Origin of the sequence: Thalassospira sp. MCCC 1A01148 (genome assembly GCF_001613795.1) — a bacterium.
Lineage (GTDB): Bacteria > Pseudomonadota > Alphaproteobacteria > Rhodospirillales > Thalassospiraceae > Thalassospira.
Genome location: NZ_LPVZ01000020.1, coordinates 1 through 16,130, shown reverse-complemented (window position 1 = coordinate 16,130; position 16,130 = coordinate 1). Strand labels below are relative to the sequence as shown.

The following is a 16,130-nucleotide window of genomic DNA, read 5'->3' as shown; positions in this document are numbered from 1 at the left end:
AACAAATGCGGATCGGAGTTTTGACCAGTGGCGGTGATTGTGCCGGATTGAATGCGGTTATTCTTGCTGTCGTCCGGCGTGCTGTACTTGGTTATGGTTGGGATGTTGTCGGCATTCGGCAGGGAACCCATGGATTGATGCAGGATCCGCCCCAGGCGATTGATTTGAATGATCAGATCAACAATGACGGGATGCTGCGCCTCGGGGGAACAATTCTTGGCACCGTGAACAAGGGCGATCCGTTCCATTACCCGATGGCGGATGGCAGTTTTGCCGACCGGTCAAACGAGGTAATAGAAGGCTACCGCAAACTTGGTCTGGATGCGCTGATCGGGATTGGCGGCGATGGCAGCATGGCAATCTTGCATCGGCTGGCCAAAATGGGCGGCATCAATCTGGTGGGGATTCCCAAAACGGTCGATAACGATCTTGCCCAAACAGAGTATTCCATCGGATTTACGACGGCTGTGAATGTTGCGACCGACGCGCTTGATCGTTTGCAGCCAACTGCGGCATCGCATGACCGCATCATGATCCTTGAAGTCATGGGGCGTGATGCCGGGCATATCGCGTTGTTTGCCGGGGTGGCAGGCGGGGCGGATGTGATCCTGATTCCGGAAATGGATTATGATCTGGATGAACTGACCCAGCATTGTCTCAATATTCGCAAAAGTGGCCGAAACCATGCCCTGGTGATTGTTGCCGAGGCCGTCAAACGTGACGACGGTTCTGCCGTCACGGTGGGCGACGATGGTCAGAAAATCCGGTATGGCGGGGTCGGGCATTGGTTGGCCGATGAGCTGGGCGCACGGACAGGATGGGAAACCCGTGTTACGGTCCTCGGCCATGTTCAGCGTGGCGGGACACCATCACCACGCGACCGGGTGATTGCATCGGCCTTTGGCGTACATGCGGTGGATCTGATTGCGCAGCAAAAGTTTGATCGTGTGTGCGCGTGGCAGCAACGCAAGGTGGTCGATGTTGCGATGGAAGATGTTATTGTCGGGCCACGCCTTGTTGATACTGCAGGCACGATGGTCTCGACCGCAAAGGGGCTTGGTGCCTATCTTGGGCATCCGCCCAAAGTCGCCCGAACAGCGAAAACAGTCTGATCACAAAATTATACAAGCAGGTTGGGAATGGATCAGGAAGAAGTCTGGGCCTTTACGGTTGAGATGTATGGTCGTGACGGCGTGGCGAAGCTGTGTCTTGATCTTCAGGAACGTTGCGACCTTGATGTTAACATGCTGCTTTTCATGTTCTTTTTGGGTCAAAAGGGGCTCGCGCCGCTCAGTATTTCCTCGCTCGAGGGCGCAGTGCGTGACTGGCGCGAAAACGTGATCAAACCACTTCGCCACACGCGGCGTCATTTGCGTGATGATCCAAGGGCAAGTGCCCAGGAACTGCGCCAAAAAGTCAAATCAGACGAATTGCAGGCCGAACGGATCGAGCAGCACATTCTTTGCGATGCGGTGGAAACGGTCCCCAGTGACGACCTTCTGGCGCCTGCCCATGCCTATTTGTCACCCAACAGGTTTGAACTTGATCAGGCGGCGTGTGACAAGGCACTTGGCGATTTGACCCGGCTAATGGGGATTGCCTAATGCCCGATCAATTCAGTTGCGCGGTTTGGGTTTGCCGGTAACAGGGATCGGATTGGCGGCGTCGCTATCGCCCCAACGCGCGGTTTCTGGCAGATCAATTTCAAACAGATCAAGAACGCGTGCGCAGCTTTGCGTCACCATTTCATCAAGTGACTGTGGACGGGCATAGAATGCCGGGACCGGCGGGGCAATGATGGCACCGTTTTCCGTGGCCTGTGCCATGTTGCGGATATGGCCGGCATGAAGTGGTGTTTCACGCGCCATAAGCACCAGACGCTTGCGCTCTTTGAGGATCACATCGGCTGCGCGTGCGATCAAATTATCCGCGACTCCGCTTGCAACCTCGGCCAGAGACTTCATGGAGCATGGGGCGATAATCATGCCGCGTGTGCGAAAAGAACCTGATGCGATCGGGGCGCCGATGTCTGCATTTTCGTGGACAACGTTCGCCATCTCCTTGATTTCGCGGATTTTAAAATCGGTTTCATAGGCGATCGTGCGCTCGGCTGCTTTGGAAAGGACCAGATGAGTCTCGGTTGGCGCATTTTTCAGCAGCTGTAAAAAACGTATGCCGTAAATCACCCCGGACGCGCCGGTTATGCCAATGATAAGTCGATCTTTTTGCGTCATACCGTTCCTTACCGGACTGTGTTCCTGTTCACGATCATGATTGAAACACTGGAAATCATGTTACGAAATTAATACCATCTTCTTGTGGGCAATGTCAGAAATAAGGAGTAGGCGAATGAGCGTTCAAAGCCATATCGAAGCTCTTACTGCCAAACATGCTGCACTTGAGCAGGAACTCCACCTCGAGACGCGCCGCCCGGCGCCCGACGATTCCGTTGTCGCAGACATTAAACGTCGCAAGCTTGAAATCAAGGACGAGATAAACCGAATAACCCATTAGCCGTTCGGGCATGGTCAATCGCGTGAGCAAGAACGCGCGATCTGCCACCCGAATGGTTTGACGACCTCACAGATTTCCTAACTCTTGCTTTTGCCGCCTCATACTGTCGCCCACGCATGAGGCGGCATCTTTGTGTATGCACTTCAAAACCATGGGCGACTTCCCACATAAATGTTTGTACTGCGCACGTATACGAATCCTCTGGTGTTTGGGATCAGTCGCGCGCCTGATTTGAGTGATTGTAATCCGCAGAATACAAAGGGTTACAGGGCTCTACCAATGTCTAAGGGGTATGCGCAAATTAAATCGGTATTATGATGCCGATTTACATATATAGCGCTACGCAGGCGTCCGGATCTGGACGTCAGACAAACCGCCGCGGGAGGGTTTTTACCAATGACCGGTCGCTACCAGGAAATCTACGAACGTTCGATTGCCGACAAGGAAGGCTTTTGGGCTGAAGCTGCTGAAAACATTTCCTGGTACAAGAAATGGGACCGTGTGCTTGATGACAGTAACCCACCATTTTACCGCTGGTTTAGCGGTGGGAAGGTCAATACCTGTTACAACGCGCTGGATCGCCATATCGAAGATGGCCGTGGTGATCAGCCCGCCCTGATCTATGACAGCCCGGTCACAAATACGGTTCAAACATTTACCTACACGCATCTTCGTGACGAGGTCGCCCGTCTGGCGGGTGCGCTGCATGCACGCGGCGTAACCAAGGGAGATCGCGTCATCATCTATATGCCGATGATCCCGCAGGCCGCGATGGCAATGCTGGCCTGTGCGCGTATTGGTGCGATCCACTCTGTGGTGTTTGGTGGCTTTGCTTCCAACGAACTGGCAACACGTATTGATGACGCCAAGCCAAAACTGATCCTGACAGCAAGCTGTGGCATCGAGGGTTCCCGGGTTATCGAATACAAACCGCTGCTTGATAAGGCCATTGCCATGGCCAAGCACAAGCCTGACAGCGTCATTCTTTTCCAGCGCCCGCAAAGTGATGCGCTGTTGATAGATGGGCGTGACTATGACTGGGAAGTGGAGTGCGCCAAAGTCGCCCCGTCCGATTGTGTCCCGGTTGACGCGACTGATCCGCTGTATGTGCTTTATACATCCGGCACGACGGGACAGCCAAAGGGCGTTGTGCGTGACAATGGCGGGCATATGGTTGCCCTGCACTGGTCGATGAAAAACATCTATGGCGTGGAAGCCGGTGACGTTTACTGGGCGGCATCCGATGTTGGCTGGGTTGTCGGGCATTCCTATATCGTTTATGCGCCGCTTCTGGCAGGCTGCACGACAGTCATGTTCGAAGGCAAACCGGTCGGGACCCCGGATGCCGGGGCGTTCTGGCGGGTCATTTCCCAGCACAACGTCAAAGTCCTGTTTACCGCACCCACAGCTTTCCGAGCGATCAAGCGCGATGATCCCAAGGCGGCCCATATGGCCAATTACGATCTGAGCTGCCTTGAGGCCCTGTATCTTGCCGGCGAACGATCAGATCCCGATACCCTGCAATGGGCTGAGAACAGTCTTGGTGTGCCGGTGATTGACCACTGGTGGCAGACCGAAACGGGCTGGTCAATCTGTGCAAACCCGCGCGGGATTGAACTGCTGCCGATCAAATACGGATCGCCGACGGTTGCGGCCTGTGGCTGGGATGTTCAGGTTCTCGACGAGGCAGGAAAACCTCTTGAGCGCGGGCAGATCGGTGCGCTGGCGGCCAAATTGCCGTTGCCACCGGGAACACTGCCCACTCTTTGGCAGAACGAGGATCGCTTCAAGTCATCCTATCTTGAAGAGTTTCCTGGCTACTACGCCACCGGCGATGCGGGCTTCATTGACGAAGATGGCTATGTCTATGTCATGTCGCGTACGGATGACATTATCAACGTTGCGGGTCACCGCCTTTCAACTGGCGGCATGGAAGAAGTCTTGTCCGGACATCCCGATGTTGCCGAATGTGCTGTGATTGGTGTCCATGATGATCTGAAAGGGCAGTTGCCGCTGGGCTTTGTCGTGTTGAAGTCGGGCGTTACCCGCCCGCATGACGCCATTCTGGCAGAAATTGTTGCCATGGTCCGGGATCAGATCGGCCCGGTTGCGGCCTTTAAAAAGGCCACAGTCGTCAACCGTTTGCCAAAAACCCGGTCGGGAAAAATCCTGCGCAAGACCATGCGTTCCATCGCCGATGGTGAAAGCTATAACACCCCGGCAACGATTGATGATCCGGCAATCCTTCCCGAAATCGCCGAGGTCCTCAAAGAGATCGGATATGCGAAATAGATAACCTCTTCATCACCGATGCATACTCCCGTTCCCTTGTTAACGGAGCACCCTTGCACCCGCTTTTGAAATCAAAAGCGGGTGTTTTTTTGCCGTATAATGATCAGTCGTGATCATCGGGAATGACAAAGGTCGGGAAGTCTGTGCCTGCCTCGGGAACATGGAGCGCAACGCCAGACTCATCAATGATCTGTTCAATATGGTCGGGTGGCGGGCAGTCGGTGAAGAACGCGCTGACATCGCGGATGGAGCCGCCGCGCACAACCGCGTTGCGGCCAAACTTGGTGTGATCGGCGACCAGAAAGGATTTGCGCGCATTCTTGAGAATTGCAGATCGGGCGCGGACTTCCTGTTCATCGAAATCAAGAAGGCTGCCGTCCGGATCAATTCCGCCAACGCCGAAGATACCGTAATCCACCTTGTAGCTGTTAAAGAACGCCTCGACCTCGGGGCCAAGAACATCGCGGTCACGGTTGCGCAGACGCCCGCCAATCAGGGTGACTTCAAAGCTGTCATTTGTGGCCGCGACATAGGCGACATTGAGGTTATTGGTAAAGATCCGAAGGTCTCGATGCTGCAGCAATGCATTGGCGACCAGTTCCGGCGTGGTGCCAATCGAAAAGAACAGGGATGCTCCGTTGGGAATTTCTCGGGCGACTAGGGCAGCAATCTTGCGCTTGTCATTGACGTTGAGGACCTTGCGCGCCCGATACGCAATGTTTTCATGTTCAAGCGCGGGTTCGACACCGCCGTGGCGACGACGTAGCAAGCCCTCGTTACACAGGGCATTGACGTCACGCCGGATGGTCTGTGGTGTCACATCAAAGCGTTCAGCAAGCTGTTCGATGGTGCGGAAGCCGTCTGCACGGACAAGTTCGACGATGCCGGCCTGGCGTTCGGTAGGACGTTTTTGCATGGAAACGTTTCTTCGGTGTTGTTCGTTCGAAAAGCTGGCGAATGGTATGTGGCATCCATGTCGGTTGCGTTACCGTTTCGCGGCAATACTATGAAACAAACCTTACGCGCGGGATGCGCAATCGGGAAACAAAAAGGCCGCCCAACGGGCGGCCCTTTGAATTTGATCAGGATTTGAAGAGGTTTTCTGCCGCTTCCATATAATCGGAAGTTTTCGGCTCTTCTTTCTTCTCTTCGCCTTTCTTGCCCGGATAATCTGGTTCCGGATTGATCTGGAGTTCTTCGGGCAGCGGATCCGGCTCGACATCCTTGGCGATTTTTTCCGGGTTCTTCGAGCGCGCGATCACAACCTGCTTTTCAAGGTCAAGCTCGGTACAAAGACCCATGGTAACCGGGTTACGCGGCGCAAGGTTTGCTGAATTCCAGTGCGTCCGATCGCGGATCTTGCCAATGGTGTCCTTGGTGGTGCCAATCAGCTTGCAAACCTGTGCATCGGAAAGTTCCGGATGATGTTTGAGAAGCCATGCAATTGCATTCGGGCGGTCCTGACGTTTCGACACCGGGGTATAGCGTGCACCCTTTGCCTGTGCGCGTGGGCGCGGCAGATCAGATTTCGCCATTTTCAGCAGTTCGCGCGGATCTTTTTCGCAGCGTTCAATTTCTTCTTTGCTCAGCTGACCATTGGCAACCGGGTCAAGGCCAACGATACCCTGGCCAACATCACCATCGGCGATAGCCTGAATTTCAAGTTCATGCAGCTCGGTAAAGGCAGCAATCTGCCGGAACGACAAGCCGGTATTGTCGATAAGCCATACAGCGGTTGCTTTGGGCATGAGGGGCTGTGCCATATTTCCTCCTGTTTCCTTCTTTCTCTCTGGAGACCGGCAATGGGTATAAGGCCCAAAAAGCGCGGGAATGTTTGCCCCAGAATATAATCTCTTTTGGTGGTCCGGCAATGCAGCAAGGTCAACCACAAGGGTTGCTGCGCATCATCGGACCCGCCATTGCGTTCTTTTCGATCAATGTGCGGGTAAATGCAACAATCTGTTGCAGCGTTGCAAAAAGAATATTTCTTTTCGAACTGCAAGCATACTCATGTTGCCATGGATTGGTCAGATAAAAGATATCAGACCTTCGTCCAAATGCGATCAGTCGACTTCAAGTATCACTTTTCCGATGTGTGCGCCACCCTTCAATATGGCGTGCGCTTCCGATGCCTGATCAAGCGGTACGGTCTTGTAAATCACCGGTGCGATTTTGCCCGCCTCAATCAGCGGCCAGACCTTTTCGCGCAAGGCATTGGCAATTGCCGCCTTGTTGGCAACGGGCTGTGCGCGCAATGTCGACCCCATGAGAGTAAGGCGTTTCAGCAACAGGGGCGTAAAATTGGTTTCCGCCTTTGGTCCGCGCAGAAACGCGATGATCAGGATGCGTGCTTCAAACGCCGCTGCCTTGAAATTGCGACTGACATAATCACCTGCGACCATATCAAGAATAACGTTCGCACCTTTGCCATCCGTTGCTGCCTTGACCTGCTCGACAAAGTCCTCTGTCTTGTAATTGATGGCGACATCCGCACCAAGGTCACGACATGCCTGACACTTCTCTTGCGATCCTGCGGTGGCGATGACTTTGGCGCCGAACGTCTTGGCAAGTTGTATGGCGGTAGTGCCGATGCCCGACGTCCCCCCATGCACCAGAAATGTCTCGCCCGTCTTCAGCGCCGCTTTGTCAAAAACATTGTGCCAAACGGTAAAAAAGGTCTCGGGAAGCCCGGCGGCCTGCGTCATCGTAAGGCCGTCGGGTACAGGCAGGCATTGCGCTGCTGGAACCGCTGCATATTGCGCGTAGCCACCCCCGGTGACAAGCGCGCAAACCTTATCGCCACAGGCCCAGTCAGTCACGTTTGAACCAATGGCGACAATCTCGCCTGCCAATTCAAGACCGGGAATTTCCGAGGCCCCGGGCGGCGGCGGATACATACCGGCAACCTGCATCAGGTCAGGCCGGTTCACGCCACTGGCCGCGACCCGTATCAGAACATCGTCAGGTCCATAGTCCGGTAATGCGATCTCTCCGACAACGAGTGCGGGTTTGTCGGCATCTTTGGTAATCTCGACGGCTTTCATACGAGCTGGAAAATCTGCGTTGGACATAAGGACCTCATTGGCGAAGACTGCGTTTAATACCTATCTAGGGCTTGTAGGAAATTCAATGACCGAGCGTGGCCGGAAACAATGGAGGATGATCGTGGACGAAGAAGATGGCGCAATCTTCAAGGGTGGTGAATTTGGCCTGCCGCGTAATCTCGAAGGAATGTCAGTCGACAGCCTAAAAGACTACCGCGCCGCACTGGAACGCGAAATTAAACATGTGGATGAGGCGCTGACGCATCGCAAAGGCGCAGTTGCAGGTGCCGAAGCACTATTCAAAAATTGAAACGATGATGAACGGCATCGCGACCACCTTCCAAATACTGGACGTGAGGATGATTTTTTTAAACCTGGGGTTAATTGAAAATTAAACTTGCCGTCTTATATGTGGATTAGAGGGTCATCTGATGGCCCCCTTGTCGAACGTGATGTTTCGATGCCTCCCTGTTAAACTGAGCCGCCCTTTTCAGGGCGGTTCTTTTTCTTTTTTCTTTATACTCAGTTATTTAAACGTGCGATGCGCGTTTGTTTGGTCGTGTTTGGTGCACCTTAATCCGCAAAATAGTACGGGTTAATACGTATTGTCACATTTGTGCCATGAATAGCCTTGACCGCTTGTAAAGCGCTGGCTAAAGTTCGCACACAATAAAAACAAAACCAAAAAAGTCCGGCAAGTTTAGCAGGTTGAGGTGAGACCGCCCCGCAAGAGGGCGGTCTTTCTATTTGTGCGCTTCCTTCCTTGAAGCGATGTATGATCTTCCCAATATATTCAAGATGACGTACGAGCATCCACCGGCGTCCGACCCGACGTCGTATCATGGCAATTTCTCGGTTGTTCATTTTTCGCGTACCTACGATGAAGCCTTTACATTGTTGGTAGAGGCCCGAAATTACCTTTCGGCACATCGTGGGCAAAACAGGCGAAATAGCAGCCGTGAAGCTGCTGCACAATGCGTTGAAGAGATGCGCATGACCACGCGGTTGATCCGGGCAATGGCGTGGCTTCTTGCCGTGCGTGCCGTCGAAGAAGGCGAAATTGCGTGGTGTGATGCGGTGGATATTGATGACCTGATGGTTGATATCCGCGTTTGTACCGCAGATTCCCATGAAGAATGCGGCTTTCTCTCGCCCGGGCTTCTTGATTTAATGGGCAGAGCACATTCACTTTACATGCGCGCCGCGCGCATGGAGCTGCAGGTTGCCGCCAGCTGCAACAGCTAGGCAAGCGCCTGTCTTTCACCGGATATGATTGTCGTGGAAGTCAGATACGGCAGCAGTGCGGTTTGGCCGTGGCCAGCATTTTACCAAAAACCACTGGATGTCTTGCAGAACTGCCGGTTGGCTTAGGTCCGGGCCTGAACCTGGAAAACCTCAATCGGGTCTGAAAAGCCCTTCATCTGGCGGGTGCCCTGTGAAACGAAACTCGCCCGGCTGCCACTATACGTATTTTTGACATTCTCCGACACAAGCGTTTCGTCGCCTCCTGCTTGTGCACAGACACGTGCGGCAAGCTGCACCACACTGCCAAACAGGTCATTTTCTTCGGCAATGGCTTCACCGGCATTGATGCCAATGCGGATCTGGAATTTCAGGTCCTGGCTGGCATTGTGCGAGGCCATGTTCTTCTGGATTTCAATTGCTGCCTCAACAGAGCTTGCCGATGACGGGAAGACGGCCATGATACCGTCACCCATATGTTTGACTTCCTTGCCATAATTATTGATCAGGGCAGTACGCACAATCTGGTTGTGGATATGCACCATTTGCTGCGCGCCATGATCACCCAGTTCCTGGGTTTTGGCTGTGGAATTGACAATATCGGTGAACATCAACGCATGAAGCTTTTTGCCGGCGGCACCTTGCGGACCCGCAGCGGGTTTCTCACTCCAATCGGCAAGCGCCTTGGATACCGATGAATTGATGCTCTTCTCATCCTTGATATAGGCATCCATGGACTGGCGGCCGGCACCGTACATATCCTTGTATTTTGGCTCAAGGATATAGGCATCAACATTCTTGCAGAACGTATCGGCCATGCTCTTGTTCGCACCAAGTGCTGAAATGCAATCGCGCAGGATAATGCGCCCGTCTTTTTGATCAAGGGCGTGCTTTTCGCTACACGCGTCACATGCCCCGGCAACATACAGATTGACGCCAAACTTGTGATAGGCGTCCAGCGACGGCACTGTGCGCTGGATTGCTTTGATCGAACCCGTGATGAAATCACGCATCTGCTCGCGGGTGGCGCGAATTTCGCGCGTTTCGACCATTGGCTTGTCAGGTGTATCGTCGATCGGGGCTTGGGGTTCTTCTTGTTGCTGTTCGTCAGTCTGATCGTCTGAGGCTTGCGTATCATCAGCGGTTTCGCCGCTATCCTCGCGTTCAATCTCTGCCGCCATTTCGGCTGCTGTCTTGCGCCGGGCGTCAGGGCTGGAGCCTTGTGCACCACCCTTGCTTTTGCCAGGTCGGGTCGCTCTGGACTTGGTCGGGTGCGCGAAAGAACTGGATGATCTGCGGGCGCGGCCCTTGAACTTTTTGGTCAGCGCCATCAACATCGGGACGACGCTCGCCAAAAAGCCAACGGTAAAGGACAGGAAGTTGATCTTGTCGTAGAAGCTCTGACTGACGTTAAGTCCCATTCCCGGCAGGAATTCCAGTCCTTTGGCGGCAAGCAGCATGGTTGCAAGACCCACTGCGATCGCAACACAAAATGCCACCAACATCTTAAGCCCCAGACCAACCAGACTTTGGCTTTCAGCCAGAGCATTTGACGGTCTTGCTGCAGAGGGCTTCTTCGCGGCAGCCGGTGCGGAGTTACTTGCCGTGTCTTCTGGTTCTTCAGCCTTTGAAGGCGAGGGGGCTGGTGAATGAGTCGGACGTTGTGCTTTTGGTTTTGACGCGGAAGGACGCTTTGGCTTTGCCTGCGGATTGGTGTTTTCCAGATTACCCTGACCGCGCGTCTCATAGACCACATATTCGTCGGAACTGTTTGTCGCGTGGTTATAAACCTCGCGAATAACCTTAACACCCGACACGTGATTTGCGCGTTCGATCTGTTTGGCTTCTTCTTCGGCCTGCTTTTTTTGCGTACCAGTAAAGTGGCCGTGGATCTGCCACCGGCCTGAACGGTCTTTAACATAGACCTCGTAGCTAACCTGGTTACGTGCCGTCACTTGATTCATGTAAGAGCCTGGTGATGCGTTCAAGCAGGACCTGACAGCAGAATCGAAGCTGCCTTATCCTAACGAAGGAGATTATGGCAAAAAAATGCCAAAACCACCATCACATATGCTCCATAACTTCTAATAGTTGTTTCAACTATAGTTTTTTATCGTTAACAGCTATGCAGATTCAGGGTTTAGACAAAGAAAAACGCCCGCGGCATCAAGAAGATGCGACGGGCGCTGATCCCACAGAACACAAGAACGTGTTCTTTGCTTAGTTGCCGATATTGAAACCAGCGAAGCGCTTTTTGAACTTAGCAAGCTGCCCGCCGCTGTCCAGAAGACGGTGAACACCAGTCCAAGCCGGGTGGCTTTTCGGATCGATGTCGAGCTTCAACACATCGCCCGGATTGCCCCAGGTCGACTGCGTGGTGAAGGTGCTGCCGTCAGTCATCTGAACGGTGATCTCATGGTAATCGGGATGGATATCTTTTTTCATCGCCTATCACTCCGGAATTTGAAGCGCGGTGTATAGTGTAAAAAATCGGCTCGCGCAACCCCTGTAACCGGTAATTATCCGATTAACGCCAAATGAGGGGAGTGCAGTAGCGATCTGGCGGTCGTTTAGCAGTGCTTGGCCCGTGTTTCAAGCTTTTCTCGCAACCGTGCTTATGCATACTTGCACAGGTCACTTTATATAGTATGGTGCGCCAACAATTGATTGTCGCCTTGCCGGGGCGTTTGACCCCGATGACAGACGGAGAACAAGACTGTGGCCCTTGAGGAAACCCGCTTCCATCAGATAGCAGACGAGACCATTGAAACGCTTTCCGACGTTATTGACGATGCATTGGGCGATGACCTTGAAGTCGATTTGCAGTCGGGCATCCTGACCATCGAACTCGATTCGGGCGAACAATTCATCATTAACAAGCATGGTCCCAACCGTCAGGTTTGGCTGTCTTCACCGGTCAGCGGCGCAAGCCACTATGACTTTGATGAAGATAACGAAACATGGACCTCGACGCGTGGCTCGACCACGCTCAATGATCAGCTCTCTGCCGATCTTGCGGTCAAAACCGGTAACAAACTTGATCTTGGCTGATCACTGATTGGCCGCGTGGTTCCCATTGCATATGGAATAAAGTGCCTTGGCGCGTACACCGACTTCTTCTGCAAAACTCATCGATCGTGAAACCAGCCGGAACCTTTCGTCGCTCCGCGCCATTGTTCCTTTCGTTACAAAGTATCGTTTGCAGCTGATAGGGGCGTTGATTGCACTGGTAACCGCATCGGGTACGGTGCTGGCGCTTGGCAATGGTCTGCGCATGCTGGTCGATGAAGGCTTTGCCGAAGGTGACGGCGCACTGCTTGACCGCGCGCTGTTTGTCCTGTTTGCGGTCACGCTTCTGCTGGCAGGTGCCAGCTATATGCGGTTTTTCCTGGTCTCCTGGATCGGGGAGCGCGTGGTTGCCGATATTCGTTCGGCGGTTTATCGCCATATCATCCGACTGGATTCGGCCTTTTTTGAAGTCACCAGAACCGGTGAGGTGCTCTCGCGCCTGACAACGGATACAACGCTGCTGCAATCTGTCATTGGCTCAAGTGTCTCGATTGCGTTGCGCAATGCGTTGATGTTTGTCGGCGGCCTGACGATGCTGGCGATCACCAGCCCCAAGCTCACAGCCTTGGTCTTGCTGGTCGTGCCGTTGGTGGTTATCCCGATTGTTGGCTATGGTCGTCGTGTGCGTCGCCTGTCACGCGAATCCCAGGACCGTGTCGCGGATGTCAGTGCCTTTTCAGAAGAAACGCTGAACGCACTGCGAACTGTGCAGGCCTATACCCACGAAGAAATCGAAAGCAAACGTTTCAGCGGTCATGTCGAAGGCGCATTCAGAACAGCTGTCGCACGCATTTCCGCCCGCGCACTTCTGACCGCCATCGTCATTGTCATGGTGTTTGGGGCGGTCGGCACGATCCTTTGGATCGGCGGTCATGATGTTCTTGATGGTACGATTTCAGCCGGTGAGCTCTCGGCCTTTGTTTTCTATGCTGTGGTCGTTGCCGGATCGGTTGGCGCGATCAGTGAAGTCGTCGGCGACCTGCAACGTGCGGCTGGTGCGGCCGAACGGCTTGTCGCGCTGCTATCGACCGAACCAGAAATCAAGGCGCCGTCAAATCCGGTTGCGATGCCCGTACCCCATCAGGGTCACGTCAATTTTGAAAATGTGACCTTCCACTATCCCGCGCGCCCGGACCGTTCGGCCCTTGAAGGGCTCAGCCTATCGGTCAAGCCGGGTGAAACAGTTGCACTTGTTGGTCCGTCCGGTGCGGGCAAAACCACGGTCTTCCAATTGCTCCTGCGGTTCTATGATCCCGCAAGCGGTGTCATCCGGGTAGACGGGGTGGATATCAAGACAGCCGATCCTGTCGCCGTGCGCGAACGTATCGGTCTGGTGGCACAGGATCCAGTGATCTTTGCCGCCAATGCATGGGATAATATTCGCTATGGTCGCCCCGATGCGACCGATGACGACGTCCGTGCCGCCGCCGATGCTGCGCATGCCAGCGAGTTTCTTGATCGCTTGCCCGATGGTTTCAATACGTTCCTTGGGGAAAAGGGCGTTCGCCTGTCGGGTGGGCAACGTCAGCGCATTGCGATTGCACGGGCGATCCTGCGCAATCCAACCATCCTTCTGCTTGATGAAGCCACCAGTGCGCTTGATGCCGAAAGTGAACAGGTTGTGCAAAAGGCGCTTGAAACCATCATGACCCAGCGCACGACGTTGGTGATTGCCCATCGTCTTGCCACGGTGCAGCACGCAGATCGTATTGCCGTGATTGATGATGGCAAACTGGTTGCGGTCGGGACACATCAGGAATTGCTCGAAAGCTCTCCGCTCTATGGCCGTCTTGCCAAGCTGCAGTTCGCCCGCGACGCTGCCTGATCAACGCCAATGCTGTCATCTGTTCTCACAGAGTACCGTAACGTTTCGGTATTTTGCCTCTATTGTGCCGCCAGCAGCATGGTCGTGAGTTTCTCCCACTCCAAAGCCCCGGTAACGTTCCTCGCCAACAGCAGGGCGAATAATCCTGCTTCCCGATTGTCGGTTTCCTTGAAAAACAAAAAACCCGCCACGTGGGCGGGTTTTTAAAGCGATGTTTGGTTCTCGATCTTACTCAGCGCTCGCAATCTTGCGGTTGCTGATCGCAAGCTCGGCATATTGTTTCCGAAGGCCGTCGGAATCTGCCAAGAAGCGATCCAGTTCATCCCCCTTGAGCGTCTTGCCACTCGGCATTTTGATGCGGATCGGGTTGACCTGGGTGTTGTTCTTCAGGATCTCGTAATGCAGATGCGGGCCGGTCGAGCGACCAGTGGTGCCGACATACCCAATCACATCCCCCTGCTTGACGCGCGATCCCTGTTTCAGGCCCTTGGCAAAGCCGTTCATATGGGCATAGGCGGTGTCATAGGAATCGTTGTGGCGGATCAGGATGTAGTTGCCATAACCACCATTGCGGCCAATCTTGGCAATCGTACCATTACCGGCGGCAAAGATCGGGGTGCCGGTCGGGGCGGCAAAGTCGATGCCTTTGTGCATCTTGGTGTAACCAAGGATCGGGTGCTTGCGCTTGCCATACCCTGATGAAAGGCGCGCACCGTTGATCGGTGTCCGCATCAGTGCGCGGCGATAAGACTCACCCTTCTGATTATAGAAGTCGGTCTCGCCATTGCTGTCGGTATAGGAATAAAGCCGAACCTCATGACCGCTCAGTGTCATGCTGGCATAAAGCACATCGCCAAAGCGAACCCGCTCACCGGCATCATTGTTGAGTTCCTGATACATGACTTCAAAGCTGTCGCCCGGCTGGATGTCGCGCTGGAAGTCGACCTCGTAAGAATAAAGCTCGATCAGGTCCATCAAAACCGGGATCGGAACACCATTGCGCTCGGCGGCCAAAAACAGGCTCTGCTCAATCGTGCCCGAGGCAACATTACGCGCGGGAGTCAGTTCGATTTTGTCCGAAGAAGCCTGATAGCCGTCATCAGTACGCGAGACCGAAACAATGGTTTCTGGGTCCGGCTGGAAGCTCAGTTGGTCAAGAAGTTCGATATCGTCCTGGGCGTCTGCTGCGTATACAAGATCGAATTCCTGTCCGGCGCGCAGTTTGCGCGGATTAAAGACATCGCGAAGCGCTTCAATTGCATTATAGGCAGATGTGCGCTCAAGGCCGGTGGCTGTCAGTGTCGCCATCAGGTTCGATCCCTGTTCAAGGACGACCGTTTCACGGCGCGGTTCAATGTCGGGAATGCTGGCAGTCTCGGTAATAGAGGCATTGCCGTCCATGTCGAGGCTTTCGGCAGCGCTGGCAGACAGGGCCGTATCCGAGGCGTTGGAATAATGATCGGATAACAGATATCCGGTTGTTCCCCCCAGAATTACCATCACAGTTGCAATAGAAACCAAGTCTCTTCCGGCCATTGCCGTAGAACTCCCCTAAAAGCCAATAATCAGTCTACCCGGACCGTTGCTCTTTCCGGCAACATCGTCTCAAACCTTATACATAAAAGATTTGTCGATGTGAAATGCGAATTGCCGCGGGTAAATTCGGAACCCGTCGACACCATAATGGCGCGATTTCCTTTACGAACCGTTGAAGGACTCCTGCCGCCTTAGGCGCGATGGGCGGCGATGATGTGCCAGCCCAGAATGGCAATAACAAGGCAGGCAAAAACGAACTGTAACCTTCTTCACCGTGACAGGCTGCTGATACCTGAAGTGACACATACTATATGTAGCTTGTCTTTCATGCCTCATGGGGTTGGGCTTTTGGTTCCTTACTTGGGTGTCAGGGGCGCTGGGAATTCCTCTGGATACAAGTTTGCACGATCCAAGTTGGCGCTCTGTTTCTCAACCACTGGATGATGGCCGAAATCCCCCGGTTCCGTACCGTTTGGCCTGTTTTCACAAATTTGTATTTTTCTGTCATTTTTTTCCAAAAAAGGGTTTGACAGTTTTGGGAGTGGGGCCTATAACCCGCCTCCACCGACGGGGTGCGGCGCCAACGAGACGGCGACGCGGACTTGGCG

General features: G+C 53.8%; 15 protein-coding genes. 8 read left to right on the top strand and 7 right to left on the bottom strand.

The features are described from left to right. The first annotated feature begins 5 nt into the window (after positions 1-5). Both AUQ43_RS09660 and AUQ43_RS09655 read left to right on the top strand, forming a co-directional pair. Entirely contained in the window at positions 6-1,112 is a 1,107-nt protein-coding gene (locus AUQ43_RS09660; RefSeq protein ID WP_062956069.1) for an ATP-dependent 6-phosphofructokinase, read from the top strand. Between the two features lie 27 nt (positions 1,113-1,139). Next, entirely contained in the window at positions 1,140-1,604 is a 465-nt protein-coding gene (locus AUQ43_RS09655) for a TIGR02444 family protein (protein WP_062956068.1), read from the top strand. 12 nt (positions 1,605-1,616) lie between these two features. Here the strand turns inward: AUQ43_RS09655 and AUQ43_RS09650 are convergent, their stop codons facing one another. Next, positions 1,617-2,234: a UbiX family flavin prenyltransferase gene (locus AUQ43_RS09650; RefSeq protein WP_062956067.1), complete on the bottom strand. Its 618-nt coding sequence runs from the start codon at positions 2,232-2,234 to the stop codon at positions 1,617-1,619. A gap of 115 nt (positions 2,235-2,349) precedes the next feature. Here AUQ43_RS09650 and AUQ43_RS20095 point away from each other — a divergent pair, with 115 nt between their 5' ends. Together AUQ43_RS20095 and AUQ43_RS09640 are read left to right on the top strand one after the other, a co-directional pair. Beyond that, on the top strand, positions 2,350-2,514 hold the full coding sequence (locus AUQ43_RS20095) for a YdcH family protein (RefSeq protein ID WP_081944367.1): 165 nt from the start codon (positions 2,350-2,352) through the stop codon (positions 2,512-2,514). Positions 2,515-2,910: 396 nt separating this feature from the next. Then, positions 2,911-4,806, top strand: a complete 1,896-nt coding sequence (locus tag AUQ43_RS09640; protein ID WP_062956065.1) for a propionyl-CoA synthetase — start codon at positions 2,911-2,913, stop codon at positions 4,804-4,806. A 103-nt stretch (positions 4,807-4,909) separates the two neighbouring features. On the opposite strand, the gene AUQ43_RS09635 is transcribed toward AUQ43_RS09640, so the two are convergent. The 3 genes from AUQ43_RS09635 to AUQ43_RS09625 all read right to left on the bottom strand — a co-directional run bounded on the left by AUQ43_RS09635 (position 4,910) and on the right by AUQ43_RS09625 (position 7,877). Continuing rightward, positions 4,910-5,722: a DeoR/GlpR family DNA-binding transcription regulator gene (locus tag AUQ43_RS09635; protein WP_062956064.1), complete on the bottom strand. Its 813-nt coding sequence runs from the start codon at positions 5,720-5,722 to the stop codon at positions 4,910-4,912. Between the two features lie 166 nt (positions 5,723-5,888). Further along, positions 5,889-6,569 (bottom strand): DUF1013 domain-containing protein, encoded by a 681-nt coding sequence (locus AUQ43_RS09630; RefSeq protein ID WP_062956063.1) that lies wholly within the window; start codon positions 6,567-6,569, stop codon positions 5,889-5,891. A gap of 300 nt (positions 6,570-6,869) precedes the next feature. After that, positions 6,870-7,877 (bottom strand): NAD(P)H-quinone oxidoreductase, encoded by a 1,008-nt coding sequence (locus AUQ43_RS09625; protein WP_232310647.1) that lies wholly within the window; start codon positions 7,875-7,877, stop codon positions 6,870-6,872. Between the two features lie 58 nt (positions 7,878-7,935). On the opposite strand from AUQ43_RS09625, the gene AUQ43_RS09620 reads away from it, so the two are divergent. Both AUQ43_RS09620 and AUQ43_RS09615 read left to right on the top strand, forming a co-directional pair. After that, the gene (locus AUQ43_RS09620; RefSeq protein WP_232310646.1) at positions 7,936-8,160 is read left to right on the top strand and encodes a DUF1192 domain-containing protein; all 225 of its coding nucleotides are present in this window, start codon (positions 7,936-7,938) and stop codon (positions 8,158-8,160) included. 461 nt (positions 8,161-8,621) lie between these two features. Then, positions 8,622-9,095 (top strand): DUF1465 family protein, encoded by a 474-nt coding sequence (locus AUQ43_RS09615; protein ID WP_369813473.1) that lies wholly within the window; start codon positions 8,622-8,624, stop codon positions 9,093-9,095. A gap of 122 nt (positions 9,096-9,217) precedes the next feature. Here AUQ43_RS09615 and AUQ43_RS09610 read toward each other — a convergent pair whose 3' ends face one another. Together AUQ43_RS09610 and rpmE are read right to left on the bottom strand one after the other, a co-directional pair. Then, entirely contained in the window at positions 9,218-11,056 is a 1,839-nt protein-coding gene (locus AUQ43_RS09610) for an adenylate/guanylate cyclase domain-containing protein (protein ID WP_062956060.1), read from the bottom strand. A gap of 256 nt (positions 11,057-11,312) precedes the next feature. Next, positions 11,313-11,537: a 50S ribosomal protein L31 gene (gene rpmE, locus AUQ43_RS09605; RefSeq protein ID WP_008891651.1), complete on the bottom strand. Its 225-nt coding sequence runs from the start codon at positions 11,535-11,537 to the stop codon at positions 11,313-11,315. A 273-nt stretch (positions 11,538-11,810) separates the two neighbouring features. Here rpmE and cyaY point away from each other — a divergent pair, with 273 nt between their 5' ends. Both cyaY and AUQ43_RS09595 read left to right on the top strand, forming a co-directional pair. Further along, the gene (gene cyaY, locus AUQ43_RS09600) at positions 11,811-12,143 is read left to right on the top strand and encodes an iron donor protein CyaY (protein ID WP_062956059.1); all 333 of its coding nucleotides are present in this window, start codon (positions 11,811-11,813) and stop codon (positions 12,141-12,143) included. Positions 12,144-12,189: 46 nt separating this feature from the next. After that, complete coding sequence (locus tag AUQ43_RS09595) at positions 12,190-13,986, top strand: ABC transporter transmembrane domain-containing protein (RefSeq protein ID WP_062956058.1); 1,797 nt, start codon at positions 12,190-12,192, stop codon at positions 13,984-13,986. Between the two features lie 228 nt (positions 13,987-14,214). Here AUQ43_RS09595 and AUQ43_RS09590 read toward each other — a convergent pair whose 3' ends face one another. Next, complete coding sequence (locus AUQ43_RS09590) at positions 14,215-15,507, bottom strand: M23 family metallopeptidase (RefSeq protein ID WP_232310645.1); 1,293 nt, start codon at positions 15,505-15,507, stop codon at positions 14,215-14,217. Positions 15,508-16,130 lie beyond the last annotated feature (623 nt).

Coding starts and splice junctions, on each gene's coding strand:
- AUQ43_RS09660 (WP_062956069.1), top strand. CDS start 6: ATGCGGATCGGAGTTTTGACCAGTGGCGGTGATTGTGCCGGATTGAAT.
- AUQ43_RS09655 (WP_062956068.1), top strand. CDS start 1,140: ATGGATCAGGAAGAAGTCTGGGCCTTTACGGTTGAGATGTATGGTCGT.
- AUQ43_RS09650 (WP_062956067.1), bottom strand. CDS start 2,234: ATGACGCAAAAAGATCGACTTATCATTGGCATAACCGGCGCGTCCGGG.
- AUQ43_RS20095 (WP_081944367.1), top strand. CDS start 2,350: ATGAGCGTTCAAAGCCATATCGAAGCTCTTACTGCCAAACATGCTGCA.
- AUQ43_RS09640 (WP_062956065.1), top strand. CDS start 2,911: ATGACCGGTCGCTACCAGGAAATCTACGAACGTTCGATTGCCGACAAG.
- AUQ43_RS09635 (WP_062956064.1), bottom strand. CDS start 5,722: ATGCAAAAACGTCCTACCGAACGCCAGGCCGGCATCGTCGAACTTGTC.
- AUQ43_RS09630 (WP_062956063.1), bottom strand. CDS start 6,569: ATGGCACAGCCCCTCATGCCCAAAGCAACCGCTGTATGGCTTATCGAC.
- AUQ43_RS09625 (WP_232310647.1), bottom strand. CDS start 7,877: ATGTCCAACGCAGATTTTCCAGCTCGTATGAAAGCCGTCGAGATTACC.
- AUQ43_RS09620 (WP_232310646.1), top strand. CDS start 7,936: ATGACCGAGCGTGGCCGGAAACAATGGAGGATGATCGTGGACGAAGAA.
- AUQ43_RS09615 (WP_369813473.1), top strand. CDS start 8,622: ATGTATGATCTTCCCAATATATTCAAGATGACGTACGAGCATCCACCG.
- AUQ43_RS09610 (WP_062956060.1), bottom strand. CDS start 11,056: ATGAATCAAGTGACGGCACGTAACCAGGTTAGCTACGAGGTCTATGTT.
- rpmE (WP_008891651.1), bottom strand. CDS start 11,537: ATGAAAAAAGATATCCATCCCGATTACCATGAGATCACCGTTCAGATG.